The sequence below is a fragment of the Pseudomonas sp. Y24-6 genome (assembly GCF_020295325.1).
In the GTDB taxonomy this organism is placed as follows: Bacteria; Pseudomonadota; Gammaproteobacteria; order Pseudomonadales; family Pseudomonadaceae; genus Aquipseudomonas; species Aquipseudomonas gregormendelii.
Genome location: NZ_JACBXG010000021.1, coordinates 50,336 through 63,191 on the forward strand (window position 1 = coordinate 50,336; position 12,856 = coordinate 63,191).

A 12,856-nucleotide genomic window follows, 5' to 3' on the forward strand; every position below is an offset into this window, starting at 1 on the left:
GTTTTGTCCCCGAACGCGCATAGCCTGTAGCGACGACAAATGAGGTGTGCCATGCGTGTGCTGTTAGTAGAAGACGAGCCGGAGACCGCCAAACTCCTGGCCAACGGCCTGGGTGAAGCGGGTTATACGGTCGATGTAGCGCTGAACGGGATGGACGGCCGACGTTTTATCGAGTCCGGCGCGTACGAGATGATCATCCTCGACGTCATGCTGCCGGGCCTCAACGGCTGGCAGCTGCAGCAACAGATCCGCAAACTCGGCGACACGCCGGTGTTATTCCTCACCACCAGGGACGGCATCGAAGACCGCCTGCGAGGGCTGGAACTGCACGAAGAAGACTACTTGCTCAAGCCTTTCAAGGTGAGTGACCTGGTGGCGCGGGTGCGCAAATTGTTGCGCCGGGATCGTGGGCGTTAACATCACCGCAACCCATCGCGAAACTGCCCCGGTGTCATCCCGGTCCAACGCTTGAAGGCGCGGCTGAAGCTGCTGGTGTCGGCGAACCCCAGCAGGTAGCTGATCTCGCTCAATGAGCATTGCGGGTCCCGCAGGTGCAACAACGCCAGGTTCTCGCGGCTTTCGTTGAGCAACGTGTCAAACCGGCAACCTTCATCTGCCAGGTGCCGCTGCAGGCTGCGCAAACTCAAGTGCAGGGTGTGGGCGATGTGTTCGGCGCTGGGCTCGCCTTCGGGCAATTGTTCTTCTATGGCGTCACGGACCTTGCGTTCCCAGGTCAGCGGCTTGAGTTGCGCCAGGGTGCGCTTGAGCACGGTTTCGTTGTGCTCGGCCAGCTCCGGGTTGGCGTCGTCCAGATGGCTTTCAAAGTCCTCCAGGGAAAACTCCAGGCGATCCTCGTCGGCGGCGAAGTGCACCGGTGAGCGGAAAACCTTGTGCCATTGGTGCGCATCAGCCGGTTCCGGGCGCCGCAGGTACACCGCCATCGGCGCGTATTCGCGGCCCAGCCGGTTACGGCAGGTGCGCACATAAATCGCAGTGAAGGCATCGATGGCTTCATAGGCCGGCGCCGGGCTGCCCGGCGGGACTTTCAGGCGGAAGCGATAGCGATCCTCGCCACGGGTCAATTCGAGTTCAAGGGCATCGCTGACCACCTGGTGATAGCGCACGATGCGTTCGAACACTTCGCGCAAGCTACCGCTGGCCACCAGCGCGTACCCGAGTGCGTGAAAGGTGGTGGGACTGACAAAGCGTGAAACCCGCAGGCCGATCGCCGGGTCCCCACTGACCTGCACGGCGAGTTCCCACAGCCGAGTGGTGCCGGACAACGGATAACGGGCGTTAGGGTCGTCCATCCATAGCGGGTCGAGCCCCGCCTGGTGACACAGGGCGGTGCTGTCGAGGCCCAATGCGTCCAGTTGCTTGCGCAGGGCACGGGTCCAACTGGCGAGGGAGGTCGGTTCAGTCATGCTGATTGGCGCTTCCGATCAACAGGTTGGCGTTCACGGCTACCGCCTTGCGAGGGTTCGCAAGGCAGGATGCGAACATCGATAACCAGAGGATGGAAGCATGGACCGTACTTCTGCAAGTCCCCAGCGACTGAATGCATCCCAACGATCAGCGCACATACGCGAAGTGGTGTTGGCCAAGGGCGTCGAATTGCGTCAGCGCTATCCGATTCTCCAGCATCAAGACGCCTTGGGCGCGGGCATTCTGGCCTTTGCCCTGGCCGGGATGATCGGTTCTGCAGCGCTGTACATCAACGGTCATATGGCCTGGTGGGTGTGCCTGCTGCTCAACGCATTTTTCGCTTCACTGACCCACGAACTGGAACACGACCTGATCCACAGCATGTATTTTCGCAAGAAGCGCATCCCGCACAACCTGATGATGGCTCTGGTGTGGCTGGCGCGGCCGAGCACGATCAACCCGTGGATCCGTCGCCACCTGCACCTCAATCACCACAAGGTGTCCGGTACGGAAACCGATATGGAAGAGCGTGCCATCACCAACGGCGAGCCTTGGGGTTTCGCGCGACTCCTGATGATCGGCGACAACATCATGTCGGCGTTCATTCGCATGCTGCGGGCCAAAACCTGGGCGCATAAATCCAGCATCATCAAGCGCACGCTGAAGGTGTATGCGCCGCTGGCGTTGGTGCACTGGGGCGCCTGGTACGTGTTTCTCGGGTTTCATGCAGCCAATGGCGTCGCACATCTGACGGGCGCCCCCATTGAATGGTCGGCCACCACGTTGTCAGTGATGCAGGTGATCGATATTGCCGCTGTCGTGATCATCGGGCCGAACGTACTGCGTACTTTTTGCCTGCACTTCGTCAGCTCGAACATGCACTACTACGGCGATGTGGAGCCGGGCAATGTGATGCAGCAGACACAGGTACTGAATCCCTGGTGGATGTGGCCGATGCAGGCGTTCTGCTTCAACTTCGGCAGCAGTCACGGGGTTCATCATTTTGTGGTGAAGGAGCCTTTCTACATTCGCCAGATGACGGTGCCGGTGGCGCATAAGGTCATGCGCGAGATGGGGGTGCGGTTCAATGATTTCGGGACGTTCAAACGGGCTAACCGGTTTGTGCGCAAGGAAGAAGTTCAGGGGCAAACCGTGGAGGGTCTGCGGGTCTGAAGCCCTCATCGCTGGCAAGCCAGCTCCCACAGTGAATCGGTGGTCAACACACAATCTGTGAACGATCGAGATCCACTGTGGTAGCTGGCTTGCCAGCGATAGCGGTGCGTCAGGCAACAAATCACTCCGGCTGGAAAGGCGACTCACTCAATATCACCCCGGTTTCATCGACATACTTCTGCCAATGCTCGATCAGGGCGTTCAGTTTCTCTGGCTGAAGCAACGCCAAATCATGAATTTCCCCCGGATCACTGCCCAAATCATACAGCTGCCAGGTCGCCGGCCCGGCCGGCCCCGGAATGAAAACCGCTTTCCACTGCCCCTGCCGAATAGCCCGGCGCCCGAACAACTCCCATCCCGTCACCGTGTGCTCGTCGTGGACCTGCGCGGTCTCGCCCGACAGAAATCCCAGCCACGATTTGCCGCGAACTTCTGCCACTGATTTGCCACGCCAGCGCTTGCCGGGATGGCGAACGCCAGCCAGGTCGAGAATGGTCGGCGTGATGTCCATCACCGTGCCAAACCCATGACTGATCTGGCCCTTGAGTGGCAGTTGCGGATAGTGCACCAGCGCTGGCACACGAATTCCCCCTTCAGTGGTGAAGGCCTTGAACAGGCGCGAAGGGGCAGTGGCTGTCTGCGCCCAATTCGGCCCGTACCAGACGTAGGAGTTGGCACGGCCGATATTGTCCAGGCTGTTGTCGTAATGCTGATTCAAATAAGTCAGCAATTGCGGACCGAATTTTGGAAACGCCTCCAGCAACGCACCTTCGGCACCGTTATCGGACATGAACAGGATGAACGTATTGTCCAGTTGCCCTTGCTGGCGCAGGTAGTCGACGATGCGTCCGATGTTCCAGTCCATGCGCTCGACCATCGCCGCGTAGACCTCCATGGCCCGTGCGGAGATCTGTCGTTGCTCGTCGCTCAACGCATCCCATTGCGCGCTCAGCTCAATTAACGGATGGGGCTCGACATCCGGCTCAATCAACCCCAGGGCCTTGAGTTTTTCCAGTCGTTCCAGGCGCAGTACCTCGGGGCCTGCGTCATAGCGGCCGCGGTACTTCTCGACCACATCGACCGGTGCCTGCAACGGCCAGTGTGGCGCGGAAAATGGCAGGTAAGCGAAGAACGGCCGGGTCTGGTCACGTTCCTTGAGATACTGCAAAAGCTTGTCGCCGAAGGCATCGGAGGAATAGAAATCCTTCGGCAATTCGTCGATGAACATGTCGTCCTCGATGTACAGCGCCGGGGTGGACTTCAGCAGGCCAGGGGTTTGCTCGTCATAGGTCGGCTCAAAGCCATAATGGTTGGCGGCGCCGGGCAGCAGTGAAAACGAGCGCTCGAAACCCCGTGCGTGCGGCGCCAGCTCTGCGGTCAGGCCCAAGTGCCATTTGCCACTCATCAAGGTCTGGTAACCCGCCTCGCGCAGCAGCTCGGGCACTGCCACGACTCGGTCATTCAGATAGCCTTCGTAACCCGGTTTGCCGATCAGGTCCGGGGTCAGCGCCTCGGCCATGGTGCCAATGCCAGCGATGTGATGGTCGGTGCCGGTCAGCAACATCGAACGGGTCGGCGAACAGGTGGGTGCGGTATGAAAATCGGTCAGGCGCAGGCCGTTGCTGGCCAGGGCGTCGAGGTTCGGTGTCGCGATCTCGCCGCCGAAGGCTCCGATATCGGAGAAGCCCAGGTCATCGGCCAGGATCACTAGAAAATTGGGACGTTGCGGCATCGAAAATCTCCTGTTCAGCAGGCAATGAAGGACAGCGGCAGGTCGCGTACCTGCACCGGTACGGGTGGTTGGTAATGGCCGTCGCTGGTCAGTTCGTGGAGCAGTTCTTCGCGCAGTTGATGAAAGTCGAAACTGCTGCGCTGGCGCGGATGCGGCAGGGCGATGTCGACCACTTGCTTGATCCGCCCGGGACGGGGCTCCATGACCACGACACGGTCAGCGAGGAAAATCGCTTCCTCGACATCGTGAGTGACCAGAATGGTGGTGATTCTGGCCCGGGTGCGGATCGTCAACAGCTCGTCCTGCATCTGCTGGCGGGTCAGCGCGTCGAGGGCGCCGAAGGGTTCGTCCAGCAGCAGGATTCGCGGGCTGGCCACCAGTCCGCGGGCGATGGCCACACGCTGTGCCATGCCGCCTGACAGCTGATGCGGATAAGCGCGGGTGAAATCGGTCAGGCCCACCAACTCGATAAAGTCATTGATGCGTTTTTGCTTCTGTTCGGTGCTCAGTGGTTCGTTGACCAGGCCGAGGCCGATGTTGTCGGCCACCGTCAACCACGGAAACAGGCGATGTTCCTGGAAGACAATGCCGCGCTCGCCACCGATGCCGGTCACGGCTTTTCCGTCCACGCTGATCTGCCCCCGGAACTGCGTGTCGAGGCCCACCAGGAGCCTGAGCAACGTGGATTTGCCGCAGCCGCTGGAACCGACGATGGCAACAAATTCGCCCTCGGCAATGTCCAGGTTGAATTCGCCAATGGCCTCCAGTTCGACGCCGTCGACATCGAAGGTTTTGCCTACGTTGTTGAAGCTGACAATCGGTGCGTTCATGCGTGTCTCCAGCGAGTAGCGCGTATTTCGAGGCGTTGGCCAATGAGATTGAGCAGCGCACCGGTCAGGCCGACCAGCAGCATGCCCGCCATGATCAGGTCCATGCGCAGCAGTTGCTGTGCGCCGATCATCTGGCTGCCGATACCGCCGTTGGACGGCATGAAGTATTCAGCGCCGATGGTGCCGAGCCAGGCGTAAATCAGGCTCAGTCTGAGCCCGGCGAAAATCCCCGGCGCAGCCCCCGGCAATATCAGTCGACGCAAGCGTTGGCGCAGGTTCAGGCGCAGCACTTGAGCGGCTTCATTGAGTTGCGGCGAGAGATTGGCGACGCTGCGTTGAGTGGCGATAAACAGCGGGAAAAACGCGGCGAGGGCGACAAACACCCACTTCGCCGATTCCCCGAGACCGAACCACGCGGTGAGCAACGGCACCCAGGCGAAAATCGCAATCTGGCGGATCGCGGCGAGGGTCGGGCCGAGCACGCGTTCGCTGTTGCGCGACAGGCCCAGCAGCAAACCGAGCGCAAATCCCAGCCCGCCGCCCAGCACCAGGCCGCCAAGTGTTCGACCCAGGCTCAGGGCCATGCCGCTGATCAGCGTACCGTCGAGCAAACCCTTAACGGTTGTGGCTAGAACTTCGAGCGGACTGACCAGGATGTTGGCGTCGACCCACTGTTGTTCCGTGGTCAATTGCCACAAGGCCACTAGCGCAAAAGGCAGCAACCATGGTTGTAGACGTTGCCAGCCCTGATACCTCGGACCCCTGCGGATCTCCGCCGTGGCCGGGTGCGGCCAGTGGACCAGCTTCTTGTCCAACAGACCGATCCCGCGATCCATGATCACGCCAATCAGGCCAATCACCACGATGCAGACAAACACGATGTCGAGCATGAACAACTGCCGTGCCCACACCATCAGGTAACCAATTCCTTCACTGGAGGCGAGCAATTCAACCGCCAGCAATGACGTCCACCCGGCGGCCAGTGCCAGGCGTACGCCCGCCATGAATGCCGGCAGTGCGGCAGGCAGCACCAGGCGACGGATCAGTAGCCGGGGGGGTAATCGCAGTACGGCAGCGGCTTCACGTAATTTGGGTTGGGCATCACGCACACCCACCAGCGTGTGCAGCGTCACCGGCACCACGATGGCCTTGATCAGCACCACCAGTTTCAGTACCTCGCCAATCCCGAAAAACACCATGAACAGCGGGATCCACGCCAGGGTCGGGACTTGTGCCAGACCTGCGAAGGTCGGGAACACCAAGCGCTCAAGACGTTGACTGAATCCCAGCGCGGCACCCAATGCAGCGCCGGCAGTGATGCCGGCGAGCAGGCCCCAGAACAGGCGCTGCAGGCTGATCCACAAATGGCTCCACAGTTCGCCCTGTGCAAGTTCGATGGCACTGCTCCAGACCAGCGCAGGCGCCGGCAGAATCTGCTCGCTCATCCAGTGATTGCGGCTGGCGAGGCACCACAGGGCGAACAGGCTGAAGGGCACTATCCAGGGCAACACACGCTGGCCCAGTGTTGGCCAAAGACGGTCATTGAGTGGCGCAGCGGCAAGCGGCAGGCTCAGCAGGGATACACGGGCCATGAATGACCTCCGTTGTCGGTTTTATCGGGTCGTGGATCTAGATAAAAAGCTCGCAGCCTTCGGCAGCTCCTACAGGGGATCGACGTGCGTCTGTAGGAGCTCGACATGCATCCGTAGGAACTGCCGAAGGCTGCGATCTTGGCGATGCAGCACCAATGCAAATTGTTATATAAATAATCAAATCAATACTATTAAGAGATAAGCGAGACCATTTAAGGCTTGCAGGCCCCACGCATCCAATGCATTCGAAGAATATTTTTGATGCTCTCTATGCATATCGATCCAGGGCGCCCGTAATTGCACGCTTAGGTCTAAAAGATCTAAAAATGTGAATTTATAGTATTTAAGTGCTGGTCTGGATTCAGCCTACTTTCAGCGCCTCAATGCTGTCGTCACCAGGAGCCGCACCCATGACCATTCCCTTCAAACGAGTCATCAGCCTATTCGCCGCACCGGCTTTGGCGGGGCTGATGGCTTTCACCGTCAACGCCGCCGAGCTCAAGGAAATCCGCATTGCAGTGCCGGACCTTAGTGCGGGCACGCAGCACAGTGGTGGTGGGGTGGTGGACGTGCTGCGCGACCAGCAGATCTTCGAAAAAGCCTTCGCCGACCAGGGCATCAGGATTCAGTGGAATTTCTTCAAGGGCGCTGGGCCCGTGATCAACGAAGCGGTTGCAAATGGTCAGGTGGACCTGGCTTACCTCGGAGACCTTGCGGCAATCATCGGCAAGTCAAATGGCCTGGACACACGCCTGCTAAGCGCTTCTGCTCGCGGCGTGAAACAGTACCTGGGCGTAGTCCCCGGCTCGGGGATCAAGTCGCTGCAAGATCTCAAGGGCAAGCGCGTGGCGATCTTCCGCGGCACCGCTACCCAGTTGTCTTTCGACGCGGCGCTGGCCAGCCAGGGTTTGAGCGAGAAGGACCTGAAAGTCATCAACCTGGACTTCAACGGCGCCGTGGCAGCGTTGGCGGCCAAACAGATCGATGCCTCCTGGGGCAGTTCCGGATTGACCTCGTTGCAAGCGAAAGGCTTGGCCGAGTTGCCGCTCAATACCAAGGACCTGGGTGGCGCAGGCAGCATTCAGAGTGTCTTGGTTGGCACTGGAAAATTTGTCGACGAGAACCCCGAGGTGGTCGCCAAACTGTTGAAAGCCCAGCAGCAAGCGGTGGAGTGGCTGACTCAGGACAGCAACAAGGATGCGTACATTCAGTTGGTGTCGCGGCTGGCGAGTTACCCCTCGATTATTCTCACGCAGGATTTGCAAGATCAGAAGTTGAGCGAGGTGTTCCCCTCGACGCTGGACCCGGTGTTCCTGGGCAAACTGCAGGACTCAGTGGATCTGGCTTCGCAGCAGAGGTTGATTCGTAAGCCGTTCAAGGTGAGTGACTGGGTGGCGCCGCAAATAGCCGCTGCCCAGCTCTGAATCCACAGTGTTCTTGCTGGCCTCATCGCGGGCAAGCCCGGCTCCCACAGTTGACCGTATTCCTTCTGATGGAACTCGGACAACTGTGGGAGCCGGGCTTGCCCGCGATGAGGCCCTAAACCGCGACACTCATCTCTTGCTTATCCACCGCCACCAACGTCTCGATCATCGCCCGCGCCGCTGGCGACAACCGAAACCCCGTACGACTCACAATCCCGCACCGTGCATTGAGGGTCTCGATGTTCTGCGGCAGATTGCGCCAGTGCAGCAGCACCAGAGAACCCTTGGCGATGTCCTCGACAAACGCCTCCTGAGTTCCCACACCAATGGCGTTCGATTGCAGCACGATCTTTACCAGTGCCGGGAAATGCTCGGTTTCGATGCTTGGGGAAAAATCCGTCCTTCCACTGAGGTTTGCCAGCAGTTTACGAATGCCCGGCGGGATCAGCGTGGTCGCCAGCGGGTAGTCGAACATGTCGTTGGTCGACAGGCTTTCCTTGGCCAGTAACGGATGCCCCGGACGGCAGAAAAACACCCCGCGCTTGGGTGTCAGCGCCTGGGTCTGGAAGTTCGGATCGGCTTCGAAATGGCGAATATCGGCGATGAAGAATTCGATCTCTTCGCGGCTCAGGGCGCGGCTGAGTTTTTCCCAGTTATCCACCTGAAAACAGGTACGCACTTTCGGGTGGGCATTGATGAATTGCGCCACTGCATCCGGCACCAGCTTTACCGCCGGGGCCGGGCCGCAGCCGAAGCGCAGTTCACCGGCGTCGAGCTTGGTCATCTGCGTCACTTCAGCGCTCAGTAGCGCGGCGCCCTGCACCAGTGTCAGCGCATGTTGCAGCACCACCTGGCCCTCGGGCGTCGGGCGCAAGTCTTTGTTGCCGCGGTCTACCAGGACACAACCGAATTCCTGCTCCAACCCTTGAATACTGCGGCTGAACGCCGGTTGAGTGATGCCCATGGCGTCGGCCGCGCGAACGAAACTGCGGTGTTCGTTAAGGGCGATGAAGTAGCGTAGCTGGCGGAGATCCATATGCTTTTGCGGCATCCTAAAAATAGCTCGAAGGCATTTGCGACGAGGGTTGGTTGAGGTTTTAAATGCAAGCTCTTATTCCGTCAACGAAGCATGTGCATATCTATTAGATCTAAATTGAATATAGATAGAGCGTTGTTTCGCTGCCGCTCAACCGTAAGCAGTCCGATGAGGGTCTACCCATGAGCAATGCCGCTTTAGCTGTGAAACCCGATGTTCACGCGCTTGAAATCCATCCGGTGGCCGGCCGGATCGGTGCCGAGATACGTGGCGTGCAACTCTCCGGCGAACTGGACGCCAGCATCGTCAACGCTATTCAACAGGCGTTGGTGCAATACAAGGTGATCTTCTTTCGCGAGCAGTCGCATCTGGACGACCAGACTCAGGAAGCCTTTGCACACCTGCTCGGCGAGCCGGTGGCGCACCCGACCGTTCCAGTGCGCGACGGCACCCGTTTCTTGCTGGAACTGGACGGCGCGCAAGGCCAGCGCGCCAACTCGTGGCACACCGACGTGACCTTCGTCGAGGCCTACCCGAAGGCTTCGATCCTGCGCTCTGTGGTTGCCCCGGCATTCGGTGGCGATACGGTGTGGGCCAATACCGCAACGGCCTACAACGAACTCACGCCGCAGCTGCAAGAACTGGCCGACAAGCTGGTGGCTGTGCACAGCAACGAATATGACTACGCCGGCGCCAAGCCCGACGTGTCGGCAGAGAAGCTGGAGCGCTACCGCAAGATCTTCACCTCGACCGTCTACGAGACCGAGCACCCGGTGGTTCGGGTGCACCCGATCAGTGGCGAGAAGAGCCTGCTGCTGGGGCATTTCGTCAAGCGCATCAAAGGTTATTCGCAAGCAGATTCGGCGCACTTGTTCGGGTTGCTGCAAAGCCATGTGATCCGCCAGGAAAATACGGTGCGCTGGCGCTGGACGGCCGGTGACGTGGCCATTTGGGACAACCGCTCCACCCAGCATTACGCGGTGGATGACTACGGCACACAGGACCGTGTGGTACGTCGCGTGACATTGAAAGGAGAGGTGCCGGTTGGCGTGCAGGGCCAGCGCAGCCAAACCACCAAGGGGCCGGACATCGGCGGCGTCTGATCCGACGCCATCGCGAGCAGGCTCACGCCCACAGGATCTCGTGAACACGGGAGATTCCTTGTAGAAGTGAGCCTGCTCGCGATAGCGGCTTAACATTCAACCCGAATGCTTTTTACCAAACCCCGATCTGCACCATTTTCTCGGTCTCCGGCTCGCCATAACGAAACCGCTGCCCGCGCAGATCAATCTCCTGGTGACTGATGGTTGTCCTGCGTTTCAACCCTCGCACCCATTCGAACAAATACCCCGCATGCTCCTCGCGAACCGAGGCAAGCGCCGGGTCTGCGCCCAGGTCCCGCAACTCCTGCGGGTCATTGAGCAGATCAAACAACTGCGGCCGAAAGCCGTCATACGCCAGGTATTTCCAGCGCTCGCTGCGGACCATGGTCATGCGGCAACGGTCGATCGGTTGCTCAAGTCGTTCTCGCGCCGGGGCCTGGAATGCATAGTCGTATTCGCTGATCGCAAAGCGGCGCCATTCAATCTCAATGCCCTGCAACAAGGGAATCAAAGAGCGGCCTTCAAGCCGATGCTCTGCGCTCGGCAAGCCCAGTGCATCGAGAAACGTCGGCAACGCATCAATGGTTTCCACCAGGCGATCATCGACCGAGCCTCGCGTCACATCGGCCGTGGCTCGCGGGTCGCGAACGATCAGTGGGATGCCCACGGCAGGTTCCAGTAAAAACTCTTTTTCGCCCAGGTAATGGTCCCCGAGAAAGTCGCCATGGTCACTGGTGAACACAATCAACGTGTCATCCCAGCGCCCGTTGCTTTGTAGAAAATCGAACAGTCGGCCGAGCTGGTCATCGACCTGCCTGATCAGCCCCATGTACGTCGGAATGACATTCAGGCGCACCTCGTCACGAGAGAAATTCAGGCTCTCTTCATGCTGGCGAAACGCGTTGTACACCGGATGATCGCTCGCCTCCCCAGTGGCTGCGCGTACGGGCGCGATCACCTCGTCAGCGCCATACAACGCGTGATAAGGCGCCGGTGCGATGTATGGCCAGTGCGGTTTGATGTACGACAGGTGCAGGCACCACGGCTGCGCGCCTTGCTCGTTGATGAAGTCGATGGCGCGGTCGGTGGTGTAGACGGTTTCCGAATGCTGTTCGGGGACACGTGCCGGCAGGTGGGCGTTGCGCATTTTCCAGCCACTGAGGATTTCGCCGTGTGCACCTTCGCCAGCGTTGGCCCAGTCGTGCCAGGGGTTACGGCCTTCGTAGCCAAGGCCGCGCAGGTAATGGGTGTAAGGCGCCGAGTCGCGCTTGTCGTCAAACAACGGATCATCAGGGAAGATCCCGTCGTGACGAAAGTACGGCTCGAAGCCGACTTCATTCAGCGTTGCAGCTTGCTCGCCGGACGGGGCGATGGCCAGACGTTGCAAGGCGTCGACGTTAGGCGTGGCGTGGGTTTTGCCCACCAGCGCGGTGCGGATGCCGTGGGGGCGCAGGTAGTCGCCGATAGTCAGCTCTTCCAGCGGTAATGGCACGGCGTTCCAGGCCACTTGATGGCTGCTGACGTAACGACCGGTGTAGGCCGACATCCGCGATGGTCCGCAGATCGTGCCTTGGGTGTAAGCCCGACTGAACCGCACGCCCGCGGCAGCCAGGCGGTCGATGTTGGGAGTGTGCAAATGCGGGTGGCCGTAGCATGAGAGGTAATCACGGCGCAGTTGGTCGCACATGATGTACAGCACGTTGTTTACGGTAGTTTGGGGGTTGGACATGGGTTCCACCGATCAGAAGACAGGTGGGGTTTTTCGCTGCTCGGACGGGGTCGAGGCAAGTGCATTTGGGGAATGGAGTTTATGCAGAGGCTGCAACGATAGAACTCCCAGCCATCCTCGGCATGAGCGTTAACCACATTCTGTAGATAACCTGCGGCTTCATTCCCCCAATGTTCCTTCGCTTTAATTTCAATGTGGTGATGCTTGAACCATTTCGTAAATATACATCCTTGATCACCCTACAAATGCTTCTATTCCTTTGAACAAAACTCGCAACTGCTTTATCGCCAGGCTGGTGCTGGATGAACAGCCTAGGGGCCAAACTATGCCCCGTGATAGAGAGCGCAATGGGGACCTTTTTACGTAATTCAATTTACGCGGTAGTGGCAAAAATACTTTGTAGTGGGGATGAGGCGTGGTGCGCAACTTCTTGCGCACTACTGCGCACGAAGTTGCGCACTTTTCCGAAAAGTTGCGCAAGACGTTGCGCACTTTTCCGAAAAGTTGCGCAAGACGTTGCGCACTTTTCCGAAAAGTTGCGCAAGACGTTGCGCACTTTTCCGAAAAGTTGCGCAAGACGTTGCGCACTTTTCCGAAAAGTTGCGCAAGACGTTGCGCACTTTTCCGAAAAGTTGCGCAAGACGTTGCGCACTTTTCCGAAAAGTTGCGCAAGACGTTGCGCACTTTTCCGAAAAGTTGCGCAAGACGTTGCGCACTTTTCCGAAAAGTTGCGCAAGAAGTTGCGCACTAAAAAATGAGCCTTATGGCAAAAATAAATCTATCTCATTGTTATTGAACGATATTTTAAACTT

Annotated in this window: 10 protein-coding genes; 4 read left to right on the top strand and 6 right to left on the bottom strand. The window is 59.0% G+C overall.

Going from position 1 to position 12,856, the window contains the following annotated elements; translation table 11 throughout:
* Window positions 1-51: 51 nt before the first annotated feature.
* A complete protein-coding gene (locus HYI44_RS27605) occupies window positions 52-417 on the top strand; it encodes a response regulator (RefSeq protein ID WP_045059466.1) in 366 nt (121 codons plus the stop codon).
* Between the two features lie 2 nt (window positions 418-419).
* On the opposite strand, the gene HYI44_RS27610 is transcribed toward HYI44_RS27605, so the two are convergent.
* Window positions 420-1,424 (bottom strand): AraC family transcriptional regulator, encoded by a 1,005-nt coding sequence (locus HYI44_RS27610; RefSeq protein WP_225571031.1) that lies wholly within the window; start codon window positions 1,422-1,424, stop codon window positions 420-422.
* Window positions 1,425-1,524: 100 nt separating this feature from the next.
* Here HYI44_RS27610 and HYI44_RS27615 point away from each other — a divergent pair, with 100 nt between their 5' ends.
* Window positions 1,525-2,598, top strand: a complete 1,074-nt coding sequence (locus HYI44_RS27615; protein WP_225571032.1) for a fatty acid desaturase — start codon at window positions 1,525-1,527, stop codon at window positions 2,596-2,598.
* 121 nt (window positions 2,599-2,719) lie between these two features.
* Here the strand turns inward: HYI44_RS27615 and HYI44_RS27620 are convergent, their stop codons facing one another.
* The 3 genes from HYI44_RS27620 to HYI44_RS27630 are packed head-to-tail and all read right to left on the bottom strand — an operon-like array spanning window position 2,720 to window position 6,752.
* A complete protein-coding gene (locus HYI44_RS27620) occupies window positions 2,720-4,330 on the bottom strand; it encodes an arylsulfatase (protein ID WP_225571033.1) in 1,611 nt (536 codons plus the stop codon).
* Window positions 4,331-4,344: 14 nt separating this feature from the next.
* Entirely contained in the window at window positions 4,345-5,160 is an 816-nt protein-coding gene (locus HYI44_RS27625; protein WP_225571034.1) for an ABC transporter ATP-binding protein, read from the bottom strand.
* Window positions 5,157-6,752 carry an ABC transporter permease gene (locus HYI44_RS27630; protein ID WP_225571035.1) on the bottom strand — a complete coding sequence of 532 codons (1,596 nt, stop codon included), beginning with the start codon at window positions 6,750-6,752 and terminating at the stop codon, window positions 5,157-5,159. The genes HYI44_RS27625 and HYI44_RS27630 overlap by 4 nt, the downstream gene beginning before the upstream one ends.
* Window positions 6,753-7,162: 410 nt before the next feature.
* On the opposite strand from HYI44_RS27630, the gene HYI44_RS27635 reads away from it, so the two are divergent.
* Window positions 7,163-8,176, top strand: coding sequence for an ABC transporter substrate-binding protein (locus HYI44_RS27635; RefSeq protein WP_225571036.1), 1,014 nt, complete (start codon window positions 7,163-7,165; stop codon window positions 8,174-8,176).
* A 115-nt stretch (window positions 8,177-8,291) separates the two neighbouring features.
* On the opposite strand, the gene HYI44_RS27640 is transcribed toward HYI44_RS27635, so the two are convergent.
* Window positions 8,292-9,212 carry a LysR family transcriptional regulator gene (locus tag HYI44_RS27640; protein ID WP_225571037.1) on the bottom strand — a complete coding sequence of 307 codons (921 nt, stop codon included), beginning with the start codon at window positions 9,210-9,212 and terminating at the stop codon, window positions 8,292-8,294.
* Between the two features lie 182 nt (window positions 9,213-9,394).
* Between HYI44_RS27640 and HYI44_RS27645 the strand changes: the two genes are divergently transcribed.
* Window positions 9,395-10,315: a TauD/TfdA dioxygenase family protein gene (locus tag HYI44_RS27645; protein WP_225571038.1), complete on the top strand. Its 921-nt coding sequence runs from the start codon at window positions 9,395-9,397 to the stop codon at window positions 10,313-10,315.
* A 112-nt stretch (window positions 10,316-10,427) separates the two neighbouring features.
* Here the strand turns inward: HYI44_RS27645 and HYI44_RS27650 are convergent, their stop codons facing one another.
* Window positions 10,428-12,044 carry an alkaline phosphatase family protein gene (locus HYI44_RS27650; protein ID WP_225571039.1) on the bottom strand — a complete coding sequence of 539 codons (1,617 nt, stop codon included), beginning with the start codon at window positions 12,042-12,044 and terminating at the stop codon, window positions 10,428-10,430.
* Between the last annotated feature and the right edge of the window lie 812 nt (window positions 12,045-12,856).

Excerpts from the sequence above, each read along its gene's own strand:
- HYI44_RS27605 (WP_045059466.1), top strand. The coding sequence starts at position 52 with ATGCGTGTGCTGTTAGTAGAAGACGAGCCGGAGACCGCCAAACTCCTG.
- HYI44_RS27610 (WP_225571031.1), bottom strand. The coding sequence starts at position 1,424 with ATGACTGAACCGACCTCCCTCGCCAGTTGGACCCGTGCCCTGCGCAAG.
- HYI44_RS27615 (WP_225571032.1), top strand. The coding sequence starts at position 1,525 with ATGGACCGTACTTCTGCAAGTCCCCAGCGACTGAATGCATCCCAACGA.
- HYI44_RS27620 (WP_225571033.1), bottom strand. The coding sequence starts at position 4,330 with ATGCCGCAACGTCCCAATTTTCTAGTGATCCTGGCCGATGACCTGGGC.
- HYI44_RS27625 (WP_225571034.1), bottom strand. The coding sequence starts at position 5,160 with ATGAACGCACCGATTGTCAGCTTCAACAACGTAGGCAAAACCTTCGAT.
- HYI44_RS27630 (WP_225571035.1), bottom strand. The coding sequence starts at position 6,752 with ATGGCCCGTGTATCCCTGCTGAGCCTGCCGCTTGCCGCTGCGCCACTC.
- HYI44_RS27635 (WP_225571036.1), top strand. The coding sequence starts at position 7,163 with ATGACCATTCCCTTCAAACGAGTCATCAGCCTATTCGCCGCACCGGCT.
- HYI44_RS27640 (WP_225571037.1), bottom strand. The coding sequence starts at position 9,212 with ATGGATCTCCGCCAGCTACGCTACTTCATCGCCCTTAACGAACACCGC.
- HYI44_RS27645 (WP_225571038.1), top strand. The coding sequence starts at position 9,395 with ATGAGCAATGCCGCTTTAGCTGTGAAACCCGATGTTCACGCGCTTGAA.
- HYI44_RS27650 (WP_225571039.1), bottom strand. The coding sequence starts at position 12,044 with ATGTCCAACCCCCAAACTACCGTAAACAACGTGCTGTACATCATGTGC.